Source organism: Streptomyces coryli (assembly GCF_011044975.1).
In the GTDB taxonomy this organism is placed as follows: domain Bacteria; phylum Actinomycetota; class Actinomycetes; order Streptomycetales; family Streptomycetaceae; genus Streptomyces; species Streptomyces coryli.
The window spans coordinates 1-11,477 of the sequence record NZ_JAAKZV010000251.1 but is presented as its reverse complement, the minus strand read 5'-3'; the positions used below and the strand labels follow the sequence as shown (position 1 = coordinate 11,477).

General features: G+C 69.6%; 10 protein-coding genes. 2 read left to right on the top strand and 8 right to left on the bottom strand.

Annotation, left to right across the window (positions count from 1 at the left end):
• Positions 1–13 precede the first annotated feature (13 nt).
• Genes G5C51_RS34715 through G5C51_RS34700 form a run of 4 tightly spaced genes read right to left on the bottom strand, consistent with a single transcriptional unit; the run spans position 14 to position 3,790 of the window.
• Positions 14–595: a hypothetical protein gene (locus G5C51_RS34715; RefSeq protein ID WP_165243577.1), complete on the bottom strand. Its 582-nt coding sequence runs from the start codon at positions 593–595 to the stop codon at positions 14–16.
• 5 nt (positions 596–600) lie between these two features.
• A complete protein-coding gene (locus G5C51_RS34710; RefSeq protein ID WP_165243574.1) occupies positions 601–1,464 on the bottom strand; it encodes a carbohydrate ABC transporter permease in 864 nt (287 codons plus the stop codon).
• Positions 1,461–2,468: a carbohydrate ABC transporter permease gene (locus tag G5C51_RS34705; RefSeq protein ID WP_165243571.1), complete on the bottom strand. Its 1,008-nt coding sequence runs from the start codon at positions 2,466–2,468 to the stop codon at positions 1,461–1,463. Before G5C51_RS34705 ends, G5C51_RS34710 begins: the two co-directional genes overlap by 4 nt.
• Before the next feature lie 11 nt (positions 2,469–2,479).
• Complete coding sequence (locus G5C51_RS34700; RefSeq protein ID WP_165243568.1) at positions 2,480–3,790, bottom strand: ABC transporter substrate-binding protein; 1,311 nt, start codon at positions 3,788–3,790, stop codon at positions 2,480–2,482.
• A 277-nt stretch (positions 3,791–4,067) separates the two neighbouring features.
• Here G5C51_RS34700 and G5C51_RS34695 point away from each other — a divergent pair, with 277 nt between their 5' ends.
• Both G5C51_RS34695 and G5C51_RS34690 read left to right on the top strand, forming a co-directional pair.
• Positions 4,068–5,927 (top strand): rhamnogalacturonan lyase family protein, encoded by a 1,860-nt coding sequence (locus tag G5C51_RS34695; RefSeq protein ID WP_165243565.1) that lies wholly within the window; start codon positions 4,068–4,070, stop codon positions 5,925–5,927.
• 156 nt (positions 5,928–6,083) lie between these two features.
• On the top strand, positions 6,084–8,015 hold the full coding sequence (locus tag G5C51_RS34690; RefSeq protein ID WP_165243562.1) for a rhamnogalacturonan lyase: 1,932 nt from the start codon (positions 6,084–6,086) through the stop codon (positions 8,013–8,015).
• 43 nt (positions 8,016–8,058) lie between these two features.
• On the opposite strand, the gene G5C51_RS34685 is transcribed toward G5C51_RS34690, so the two are convergent.
• The 4 genes from G5C51_RS34685 to G5C51_RS34670 form a co-directional block, all read right to left on the bottom strand.
• Positions 8,059–8,631: a dihydrofolate reductase family protein gene (locus G5C51_RS34685; protein WP_165243559.1), complete on the bottom strand. Its 573-nt coding sequence runs from the start codon at positions 8,629–8,631 to the stop codon at positions 8,059–8,061.
• Positions 8,632–8,719: 88 nt separating this feature from the next.
• Entirely contained in the window at positions 8,720–9,610 is an 891-nt protein-coding gene (locus tag G5C51_RS34680; protein WP_165243556.1) for a glycoside hydrolase family 5 protein, read from the bottom strand.
• A gap of 109 nt (positions 9,611–9,719) precedes the next feature.
• Entirely contained in the window at positions 9,720–10,763 is a 1,044-nt protein-coding gene (locus tag G5C51_RS34675) for an endo-1,4-beta-xylanase (RefSeq protein WP_165243553.1), read from the bottom strand.
• A 28-nt stretch (positions 10,764–10,791) separates the two neighbouring features.
• Positions 10,792–11,477: poly(ethylene terephthalate) hydrolase family protein (locus G5C51_RS34670; RefSeq protein ID WP_165243550.1), on the bottom strand; the 686-nt coding region annotated here is incomplete at its 5' end.

Below are 11,477 nucleotides of genomic sequence, written 5' to 3'. Positions count from 1 at the left end.
GGGCGGGGCGCGTCTATTTGCTTGCTCGTTGCTCCACCGCGATTGCCGCGGCCGCCGCGATGCCCAGTGCTGGGGCGGCGAGTGGCGGGGACAGTGCGGCGGAGGCGCCGATCACCGCCGGGGTGCAGAGGAGCAGGCAGGAGCCCATTGGGTCGGTTGCTGTCCGACGTATCGCGGTGGCGGACAGGGTTCGCCATGAGGCTTCCGGCTGCCAGCACGTCGCGGTTCGCAGCATGACGACGGCTAGTGTCAGGAGGCCGAAGACGCCCACCGCTCCCACCGCCGCGGACCCGGGGACGCCGGCCCGCGCGGCCAGCAGGTCGAGGGTCAGCAGGCCGGCTGCTGCGAGGTATGCGCAGCCGGCTGCCAGGCCGCCGCGTGTCGCCGCGTGGAAGTCCGCGGTGAATGACCGCAGTCCGGAAGGCTCGTGCGCCAGCACGGTGCGCAGGTGCCGGGATCCGGCGGCCAGTGCGGCCGGGAGGGTGATCAGGGGCAGGGCGGCGAGCGTGATCCATACGCCCGTAAGAAGGCATTCGGCGAAGATGCCGAAGCGGTCGCGGAAGCTGGTGGAGCTCGGGGGTGCTGCGGTGGCCATCCGCGTCATCCCTTCAGGCCGGAGGTCGCCATGCCGTCGATCAGGAAGCGCTGGAAGATCAGGAAGAACGCCAGCACCGGTAGCAGGGCCACCAGCGACATCGCGATCATGCCGCCGTAGTTCGCGACGCCCTCCTGGTCGACGAACATCTTCAGGCCCAGCGAAACGGTGTATTGCTGCGGCTCGTTGAGATAGAGGAGTGGGCCGAGGAAGTCGTTCCACGCGTTGATGAACGTGAAGATGGCGCTCGTGATCAGCGCGGGGCGGCACAGCGGCAGCACGATGGAGAGATAGATACGGGCGTGGCCGCAGCCGTCGATACGGGCCGCCTCGTCCAGCTCCTTCGGCAGCGCGCGGATGAACTGCACCATGAGGAAGACGAAGAATGCGTCGATCGCCAGGTACTTGCCGATCAGCAGCGGGGTGTACGTGTTGATCCAGCCGAGTTTCTGGAAGAGCACGTATTGCGGGATCAGCAGCACGTGGTACGGCAGCAGCAGCGTTCCGATCATCAGCGTGAAGAAGATATTCCGGCCGGCGAAGCGGACTCGGGCGAACGCGTACGCGGTCAGCGAGCTGGATATCAGCACACCGATCACCGAACCGATGGCCAGATAGAGCGAATTGCCGAAGAAGGTGGCGATCGAGACGTCCGCGATCCCCTCCTTCAAGCCGGTGTAGTTGTCGGTGATCGGGTCGCCCGGGAACAGGTCCAGGCTGCCGATGACGTCGTCGCTCGGCTTGAACGAGCCGCCGATCAGCCACACCGCCGGATACAGGACGACCGCGAGCACGGCCAGCGCGGCGAAATGCCACACCAGCGAACCGCCGGTCTTGCGGCGGCGTACAGCAGCAGCGAGCGCGCTCATCGGGAGCCCACCCCTCCCTCGTAGTGCACCCAGCGCCGCTGGGACCAGAACAGGACGGCGGTGACCAGGCCGACGGCGAGCAGCAGCATCCAGGCCATGGCGGAGGCGAGGCCCATGCGGCTGTTCTCGAAGCCCTGGACGTACAGGTAGCAGGTGTAGACGAGGGAACCGTCCGCCGGACCGCAGGCGTTGCCGCCCGCGCCGCCGCCGACGATGTAGGCGGAGGCGAAGATCTGGAAGGAGTGGATGGTTTCCAGGAGGACGTTGAAGAACATCACCGGGGAGAGGATGGGGAGGGTGATGTTCCAGAAGCGCCGCCAGGGACCGGCGCCGTCCACCTCGGCGGCCTCGTAGAGCTCCTGCGGGACCTGCTTCAGGCCCGCCAGGAAGATCACCATGGGGGCGCCGAACTGCCAGACGGTGAGCACGACCAGGCTGTACAGCACCCAGTCCGGGTCGCCGATCCAGCCGCCGACGTCGACGCCGAAGAGGCCGCGCTGGGCGCGGTCGACCGGGCCGTCGTCGGAGAAGATCGCCTTCCAGACGATGGCGACGGAGACGCTCGCGCCGACCAGCGACGGGGCGTAGAAGGCGGCCCGGTAGAAGGCCTGGCCGCGGCGCTTCTGGGCGAGCAGCAGCGCCACGCCGAGGGCGGCGGCCAGCTTCAGCGGGGTGCCGAGGACCACGTACAGCAGCGTGACCTCGACCGACTTGCGCCAGCGGGCGTCGCCGAACATCTCGGAGAAGTTGTCGAGGCCGATCCACTTCGGGCTGTCGAAGAGGTTGAAGTCGGTGAAGGCGAGATAGAGCGAGACCGCCATCGGGCCCGCGGTCAGCAGCAGGAAGCCGCACAGCCACGGGGACATGAACAGGTAGCCGGCCAGGTTTTCCCGGCGGCGGCGGGCGCGCAGCCCGGGTGGGCGGGGCGCGCGGCGGTCCGGCGGGCCCGCGGCGGCCGGGGCGGCCGCCGGGCCCGCGGACTTGAGGGAGGAGGGGGAGGTCATGATCCTGGCCCTCAGCCGCCGAGCGCCGTCTTCGACTCGGTGAAGAACTGCTTCACGGCGTCCTTCACCGAGCGCTTGCCGAGCGCCATCTCCTCGTTGATACGGAGGAAGGCCGCCTCGACCACGTCCGCGCCCTCGGGATGCGGGGTGATCGGCCCGAGCACCTTCGCCTCGACGAGGGAGTCCTCGTAGGCGGCGATGGACGTGTTCACCTTCTTCAGCACCGGGTCCTTGTCCTTGTCCGGCTCGTACGCCTCGTACTGGGCGGTGGTCGCCGGCACGCCCCGGTCGTAGCCCATGATCCGGGCCACCTCGGGGTCGTGGACCATGAAGTCGATGAAGGTGGCGACCTCCTTGGGGTGCTGGGTGCGCTTGTAGCCGCTCAGCATGAGGGAGCCCAGGTACTGGCCGGTCTTCTTGCCGTCGGAGGTCGGGATCGGGGCCAGGTCGTAGGCGCTGTCGCCCTCGGCCGTGTAGCGGACGGCGAAGTTGTCCCAGGTGAACTCGCCGGCGGCGAGGCCGTCCGCGGTCGGGGACTTGGGCTTGATCTGGTTGACCTTCTTAGGGTCGGCGAAGAGGCCCGACTTCACGCCCGCGAGGCCCTCCTCCCACCATTCGACGAGGTCGGACTCGGTGAAGCCGAGGCCCTTCTCGGTGAAGAAGGCCTTGCCCTGCTGGCGGAGGTACGGGTCGTAGAGGTACATGATCCCGTGCATGCCGCCGTTCCCGGCGGTCTTCTGGGTGTCGCGGATTCTGCGGAGGGACTTGTAGTAGTCGTCCCAGGTCCAGCCCAGCTCCGGGGAGATGCCGGCCTTGTCGTGCACCTTCTTGTCGATGACCAGGGCCATCGAGTTGCTGCCGACCGGGACGCCGAGCAGCTTGCCGTCGACCTCGCCGAACTTCTCCAGGCCGGCGCGGAAGCCCTCGGTGCGCAGCTCGCCGGCCTTGGCCTGGGCGGTGAGGTCGAGCAGCACGTTCCTGGCGTCGTACTTGCGCAGGAAGCCGATCGCGTTCTGGAACACGTCCGGGGCGTTGCCGCCGGAGGCCTGGGTGTTGAACTTCTTCCAGAAGTCCAGGTAGGGCTGGAAGTCGGTCTTCACCTTGATCTTCGGGTGCTTCTTCTCGAAGAGCGCGATGGACTTGTTGATCCGCTTCGCCCGGTCCTCGGCGCCCCACCAGGCGTACCGGATGGTGACGGTGCCGCCGGAGCCCGAGCCGCTGCCGCCGCACGCGGCCGCCGTGCCGGCGACGCCGAGCGCCGCGAGTGAGCCTCCGGCGGCCTTCAGCAGGCTCCGCCGTCCAACGTCCCTACTGGTGGCCATGGTTCGCTCCTCGAGGGTTATGAATCGTTTCAGGTAAGCGCTTGCCGGGTCAACTTAGAAGGGCCGCTCGGCGGAGTCAATGGTTCGGCCGAGAGAAAGTAAAGCGTTTCGACTAAATGGCCGATGAGGAGGCAAGGGGCCTTGATGTGACTGACGTTGAGGCGTCGAATCGCTTCTAACGCAAGGGCGTTGACGATCCGGGGGCTTGTCCCTAACGTCTGCGGAACCCAGCCCTCACAGCATCGAATCCTTTCAGTCACCATGCAAAGGAGCAGCTGTGCATCCCCTACGCAGCACCACCGCGGCGCTCGCCTGCGCCCTTGCGCTCGCGCTCGCCTTCACGTCCTCGGGCAGTCCGTCGTCCGCGGCCGCCGCCCCTCAGCTGGAGACCCTGGACCGGGGTGTCGTCAGCGTGCACACCGGCGCCGGAAACCTCGTCAGCTGGCGCCTGTTGGGCACCGACCCCGGCGAGGTGGCGTTCAACGTCTACCGGGCCGGCACGAAGGTCAACGCGGCCCCGGTCACCGGCGCGACGAACTACCTCCACGAGGGCGCCCCCGCCCACGCCGACTACACCGTCCGCGCGGTGGTCGGCGGCGTCGAGCAGGCGGACTCGGCGCACGCGATCCAGTTCCGCACCGGCTACCGGGACGTCCCGGTCAGCCCGCCGGCCGGCGGCACCACCCCCGACGGGGTCGCGTACACGTACGAGGCCAACGACGCCTCCCCCGCGGACCTGGACGGCGACGGGGAGCTGGACCTGGTCCTGAAGTGGCAGCCGACCAACGCCAAGGACAACTCGCAGTCCGGCCACACCGGCAACACGGTCCTCGACGGCATCAAGCTCGACGGCACCCGGCTGTGGCGTATCGACCTCGGCCGCAACATCCGCTCCGGGGCGCACTACACCCAGTTCCAGGTCTACGACTACGACGGCGACGGCCGCGCCGAGATGGCGGCCAAGACGGCGGACGGCACGGTCGACGGCACCGGCCGTACGATCGGCAGCGCCGCCGCCGACCACCGCAACTCCAGCGGCTATGTGCTCTCCGGCCCCGAGTATCTGACCATGTTCGACGGCCGCACCGGCGCGGCGCTCGACACCGTCGACTACGTCCCGGCCCGCGGCAACGTCTCCTCCTGGGGCGACAATTACGGCAACCGCGCCGACCGCTTCCTCGCCGGTACGGCGTATCTGGACGGCACCCGTCCCTCGCTGATCATGGCCCGCGGCTACTACACCCGCTCCGTGCTCGCCGCCTGGGACTTCCGCGACGGCAGCCTCACCCGGCGCTGGACCTTCGACTCCAGCTCCTCCACCAATGCCGGCAAGGGCTTCGACGGGCAGGGCTCGCACAGCCTGTCCGTCGGCGACGTGGACCGCGACGGCCGGGACGAGATCGTCTACGGCTCCATGGCCGTGGACGACAACGGCCACGGCCTGTGGACCGCGAGGACCGGCCACGGCGACGCCCAGCACCTCGGCGATCTCGACCCCGGGACGGCGGGTCTGGAGTACTACAAGGTCTCGGAGTCCGCGTCGCAGCCGGCCGCGGTGTATCTCAACCCGGCGAACGGCGGCGTGCGCTGGAAGCTCGGCGCCTGCTGCGACAACGGCCGCGGCGTCGCCGGGGACATCTACGCGGGCAATGACGGCGCCGAGGCGTGGTCCGCTGCCGACGCCTCCATCCGGGACGAGGGCGGCGGGGTCAAGGGCCGTAAGCCGTCGTCGGTGAACTTCCTCGCCTGGTGGGACGGCGACCCGGTGCGCGAGCTGCTCGACGGGACCCGTATCGACAAATACGGGACCGGCGGCGAGACCCGCCTGCTCACCGGCTCGGGCGTCGCCGCCAACAACGGCACGAAGGCCACCCCGGTGCTGTCGGGCGACATCCTCGGCGACTGGCGCGAGGAGGTGATCTGGCGTACGTCGGGCAACACGGCGCTGCGGATCTACTCGACACCGCATCCAACCACGCACAAGATCACCACCCTTCTCCACGACCGGATGTACCGCACCGGGCTGGCCTGGCAGAACACCGCCTACAACCAGCCGCCGCACCCGTCCTTCTTCCTGGGTGCGGGGATGGCGGCGGCGCCGCGCGCCACTGGGTTCGAGATACCGGACGCCAGCTGAAATTTCGTACGCGCACGCTAAGGCCGGGTTTCGGCGGCGTCAACCACTCCGCGGGTGCGGCAACTTGCCCGGTCGCCTTGGTCGCCGGAGCCCGGCAACCTTCTCCCGCCCGGCGGCGACCACAGGGCACCCCCGTCTCCGGCCGATGAGGTCCAGATGCCCGTCCTCCCCCCACTCCCCCGCCGTCGCCGCGCACCGCGGCGGGCCCTGGTCGCGGTGCTGGCCGCCGCGCTCCTCGGCAGCGGCGGCGCGATCACCGCCACCCAGTTCGCCGGCGCCGCCGAGGAGCTCCCCGCCCCGGCCAACAGCGCCGCCAAGGCGCTCGCCGCCGCCCGTGTCGCGGAGAAGCTCGACCGCGGCCCGGTCGCCGTGCCCGCCGAGGGCGGCGTGCTGGTGTCCTGGCGGATGCTCGGCGACGATCCCGAGGACGTGTCGTTCAAGCTCTACCGGGGTGGCGAGCTGATCGAGGAGACGGAGCGGACCAGCTTCCTCGACGCCGACGGCGGCGCCGATTCCGCGTACGAGGTGCGGGCCGTCGTGAACGGCGAGGAGAAGCCCGGCGAGCAGGCGCTCGCCCTGGCTTCCGGCCGGCTGGACATCAAGCTCGACAAGCCGGCCGGCGGCACCACCCGCGACGGGGTGGCGTACACGTACGCCGCCAACGACGCCTCCGTCGGCGACCTCGACGGCGACGGCTCGTACGAACTGGTGCTGAAGTGGTCGCCGTCGAACGCCACCGACAGCGCCAACTCCGGCACCTGCACGGGCCCGACGGTCTACGACGCGTACGAGCTCAGCGGCGAGCGGCTGTGGCGGATCAATCTGGGCACCAATGTGCGCAGCGGCTCGCACTACGACTCGTTCCAGGTCTACGACTACGACGGCGACGGCCGCGCCGAGATGGCGCTGCGTACGTCCGACGGCAGCAAGGACGCCGCGGGCACGGTCATCGGCGACGCCGACGCCTCGCACCTCGAGGACAACTGCGCGGTGATCAGCGGCGCCGAGTACCTGTCGGTCTTCAACGGCGAGACCGGGAAGGTGATGGACTCCGTCCCCTTCGAACCGGCCCGCGGCAATGTCGCGGACTGGGGCGACACATGGGGCAACCGGGAGGGCCGGCTGCTGTCGGCGACCGCCTATCTCTCCGGTTCCAGGCCGAGCATGGTCTTCAGCCGCGGGATTTACGAGCGGACCGCCCTCGCGGCGTACGACTGGAACGGCACCGACCTGACCCGGCGCTGGAAGTTCGACAGCAACAGCTCCACCAACGCCGGCAAGGGCTACGACCAGCAGGGCAACCACAACCTCGCGGTCGCCGACGTGGACGGCGACGGCAAGGACGAGATCATGTACGGCGCCATGGCCGTCGACGACAACGGTGCCGGGCTGTGGACCACGAAGCTGGGCCACGGCGACGCGCTGCACGTCGGCGACCTGGATCCGGCGCGCCCGGGCCTGGAGTCCTTCAACGTGCACGAGCACACCTCCGCGGCGTACGGCTATGAGATGCACGACGCGAAGACCGGCGAGATTCTCTGGGGCAGCAGGACCGGCACCGACGTCGGCCGCGGCCTGTGCGCCGATCTGACCAGCGAGCATGCGGGTGCGGAGTGCTGGTCGAGCGGCGGCGGGCTGTACTCGGCGGCCGGAAAGAAGATCAGCGACAGCGTGCCGTCCTTCGGCGGCGGGCCCTCGTACAACTCCGCGATCTGGTGGGACGGCGACGCCAACCGCGAGCTCCTCGACCACCGCTGGTCGGGCTCGGCGGGCACCGGCTACGGGCAGATCCTGAAGCACACCGGGGGCACCGAGCTCTCCCGCGTCTGGTCGGACCAGGACGCCAAGTCCAACAACTGGACCAAGGGCAACCCGGCCCTCTCCGCCGACCTGCTCGGCGACTGGCGCGAGGAGATGCTCTGGCGCAACGCGGACTCGACGGCGCTGCGGCTGTACTCCACCCCGCACCCTTCGGACCACCGCCTGCCGACGCTGATGCACGACCCGGTCTACCGGATGGGCATCGCCTGGCAGAACGTCGGCTACAACCAGCCGCCGCAGGTGAGCTATTACCTGGGGACGCGGTGAGCCGGCGGCACTTCCAGTCGGCGACACCGCCTGCTGCGCACGGTCACGCCGGAACGACTGCGTAGCGGAGATGCGTGACGTCGCGGTCCTCGAGCCGTCGGACGAGGTCGAGTTCGATGTGTTCGCCGCCCAGGTGGTCGAACAGCCGTCGGCCACCGCCGAGCAGGACGGGCACGAGGTGGATCTCCATCTCGTCGATGTGCCCGCCGCGGAGGAGGGCTTGGGCCGCGCTCGCTCCGTGGACCATGACCGGCCGGTCGCTGGCGGCCGCGCGGGCCTGACGGGCGCAGTCGTCGACGTCGGTGACGAATCGGGCGTGGCCGGGTGGCACGTCCCCTTCGTCCACCTGGTGGGTGAGGACGAAGATCGGCACGCCGTCGTGGTGGTCGCCCTGCCACCGGCCGGCGAGTTCGAAGGTCCGGCGGCCGGAGATGACCGCGCCGGTCGCCAGCGCCTCGCGGTAGACCTGGCCGCTCGGACCGTCGGATTCCCGGTCGTCGAGCCAGTTGAAAAGACGTCCCCCGGCGCGTCCGAGCTCCTGGCCCGGCCGGTCGTCCGGGCCGGCGATGTAGCCGTCGAGCGACATCGACATGTACAGCCGAATCGGATTGCTCATGCTGGCCTCCGTAGGTCCTCCTCCGCAGGGGCGGAAGGTCACAGGGGAAGACTTCAGGCAGCGGGCAAAGTCATCGGCGGGTGCCGGTTCAGCCGGTGGCTTCGGTGCGCATGCGGTCGCGCAGGAAGGTGCCGGATTCCTTCAGGGAGGAGTCGCCCGCGAAGTCGCCCGAGGCGCAGGTGCCCGGCTTGAAGACGGCGCTGGACTGGGCATCGTCGGAGTAGTTCCAGGCGGTCCAGCCGATCTTTTCCCGGGCCATCAGGTCGAGGTATTTCCTGCCCATGGGCAGGTCGTTGGCGCCGTCGCCGGAGGCCTCGTCCAGGCCGAATTCGGAGACGAAGAGGGGGAGCCTGGCGGCGGCGCGCTCCAGGGTCCGGAGGTAGTTCTGGCCGTGGGTCGCCGCGTAGAAGTGGTACGTGTACATGATGTTCTTCGCGGCCACCGGGCTGTCCACGATCTCCTGCTCCGTCGCGCCCTCGGCCTGGCCCAGGGAGGACCAGCCGCGGGTGCCGACGAGGACGACCGAGTCCGGGTCCCGTTCCCGGATCACGGGGATGATGGTCTCGGCGTAGTCCTTGATGGTATGCCAGGAGACGCCGTGCGGTTCGTTGGCGATCTCGTAGATGACGTTGCCGGCGCCGGCGTACTTGTCCGCGATCGCCGAGAAGAAGGTCTTGGCGCGCTCGGTGTTGTGGGCCGGATCGCCCGGGTTGAACTTCTCGGGGTCGGTCTCGTAGCCGCCCTCCTGGACGTAGGTGGAGATCCGGACGGTGTTGGCCTTCCAGTCGGTGGCCAGTGCGCCGAGCGAGGCGCCGGTGACGCACTGGGCGTACCACTGCATGCCGTGCGACGACATGCCGCGCAGCTGGACCGGGTCGCCGTCGGCGCCGCACAGCTGGGTGCCGCACGCCAGGGCGCCGGTCGCGGCGACGGCGGGCACGGTGGCGCGCAGCCGGCGGCTTCTGCGGTGTGTACGCATGGGGGGTGTGCCTCCTCGGGCGGGGCCTCGGTCGTGGTGTATTCGCCACCGCGGCGGTGCGGGTTGCCGCCCGATGCGGGGCCCGGCCGTCGCCGGGCCCCGGGGGGGGTCAGCTCGCGGCGTTGTTCAGCGCCGCGAGGACCGCGTCGTAGGCCTCCTTCTTCTGGTAGCTGCCGTTGAAGAGGAGCGGGGTTTCCTGGGCGCGCCAGGAGTACTTGTCGGTGACGCCCCATACCGTGATGCCGTTGCAGCGGGCGACGGCCACGCACGCCTCCGTCACCTGCCGGTACACATTCGCCTGGGCCGCGCCGGAGCCGCCGACGTCGAGCTCGGTGATCTGGACGTGCACGCCGAGGTCGGCGAAGCGCTGGAGGTTCTGCCGGTACGTGCCGAGGTCGGAGTTCGAGGACAGGTGGCTCTGGAAGCCGACGCAGTCGATCGGTACGCCCCGGGCCTGGAAGTCCTGGACCATCCGGTAGATGGCATCGCTCTTGGCGTTGATGCCGTCGGTGCTGTAGTCGTTGTAGCAGAGCTTGGCGTCGGGGTCGGCTGCCTTCGCGGTGCGGAAGGCGTCCTCGATCCAGCCGTCGCCGAGCTGCTTCTGGAGGTTGGACTGACGTCGGCTGCCGTCCCCTTCGAATGCCTCGTTGACCACGTCCCAGGAGTCGATCTTGCCGGCGTAATGGCCGGCGACCTTGGTGATGTGATTACGCATCGCCTGGCGCAGGCTGTCGCCGGTCAGCCCCTGGACCCAGCCGGGCTGCTGGGCGTGCCAGACCAGGGTGTGGCCGCGTACGGACTTGCCGTGCTGCTGGGCGTAGTCGACGAGTTCGTCGCCGCCGCTGAAGGTGAACTGGTTCTGGCTCGGCTCGGTGGCGTCCCACTTCATCGCGTTCTCGGCGACGACGCTGGAGAACTCCCGGTTGAGCGTGGACTCGTAGTCCGCCTCACCGAGGTGCGGGGCGACCGCGGCGCCGAAGTACCGGCCGCTCTCCGCCGCGGCGGCGCCGAGGGTTTCGGCGGCCTGGGCGCTGGGTGAGAACGTCAGGACGGCAGCCGCCGTCAGCGCGCCGGTCGCCGCGAAGGTGAGCGCCGACCAGGCGCGTCGCGAGGGGCGCCGCGAGTCGCGCCTTCTGGAGGATCTGTCGGTCATTGCGGGTTCCTGTCTCTGGTGGGGGGTGTCAGGTCAGGACGGCATCCCAGCGGGTGCCGTCGGCGGTGGCGTCGGCGGCGAGCCGGTCGCGGGCGGCGGTGTCGTCGTACAGCCGCCAGCGGAACCAGTCCACGAGGGTGTTCTGGGTGTTCTCGAAGGTGCGGAATCCCGGGTTCAGATACGCGGCGTGGTCCGCGCCGACGTGGGTGAGGAACGCCTTGGGCGCGGACAGCTCGTCATACGCCTGCCGGGCCAGGCTGTACTGGCAGGTCGGGTCCTGGTCGCCGTGGATGAACAGCACGCCCGCATCGACCGAGTCGGCGGGGGTGCCCATGTCCACGCAGGCGACCGGGACCGCGGCGACGATACGGTCGTCGGGCCAGGCGGTCAGCAGGCCGTGGACGGTCATGCCGCCCATCGAGTGCCCGGAGACGCCGACGCCGGCGCCGGTGTCGATGTGCCCGGAGAACGGGGTGCCCGAGTCGTTGAGCGCCAGCGTCCGGGTGATGACCTCGGAGACGTCCTTCGACCATTCGCCGCCGTAGACGGAGCCGATGTTGGTGTTGTCGGAGATCGAGGGGGCCGGGCAGATGAAGCCGGCGGACGCTATCGCGTGGGTCTGCGAGGCGTAGGAGTCGGAGTTGCCGTACGCGCCGTGGTTCCAGTGGGCGATGGGGAAGACGCCGTCGGCGAGCGGGGCGTCGGGGATGGGGT

What these genes read in the sequence shown, in the direction of transcription:
- G5C51_RS34685 (WP_165243559.1), bottom strand. Translation starts at nt 8,631, where the DNA reads ATGAGCAATCCGATTCGGCTGTACATGTCGATGTCGCTCGACGGCTAC.
- G5C51_RS34715 (WP_165243577.1), bottom strand. Translation starts at nt 595, where the DNA reads ATGGCCACCGCAGCACCCCCGAGCTCCACCAGCTTCCGCGACCGCTTC.
- G5C51_RS34700 (WP_165243568.1), bottom strand. Translation starts at nt 3,790, where the DNA reads ATGGCCACCAGTAGGGACGTTGGACGGCGGAGCCTGCTGAAGGCCGCC.
- G5C51_RS34680 (WP_165243556.1), bottom strand. Translation starts at nt 9,610, where the DNA reads ATGCGTACACACCGCAGAAGCCGCCGGCTGCGCGCCACCGTGCCCGCC.
- G5C51_RS34690 (WP_165243562.1), top strand. Translation starts at nt 6,084, where the DNA reads ATGCCCGTCCTCCCCCCACTCCCCCGCCGTCGCCGCGCACCGCGGCGG.
- G5C51_RS34710 (WP_165243574.1), bottom strand. Translation starts at nt 1,464, where the DNA reads ATGAGCGCGCTCGCTGCTGCTGTACGCCGCCGCAAGACCGGCGGTTCG.
- G5C51_RS34675 (WP_165243553.1), bottom strand. Translation starts at nt 10,763, where the DNA reads ATGACCGACAGATCCTCCAGAAGGCGCGACTCGCGGCGCCCCTCGCGA.
- G5C51_RS34705 (WP_165243571.1), bottom strand. Translation starts at nt 2,468, where the DNA reads ATGACCTCCCCCTCCTCCCTCAAGTCCGCGGGCCCGGCGGCCGCCCCG.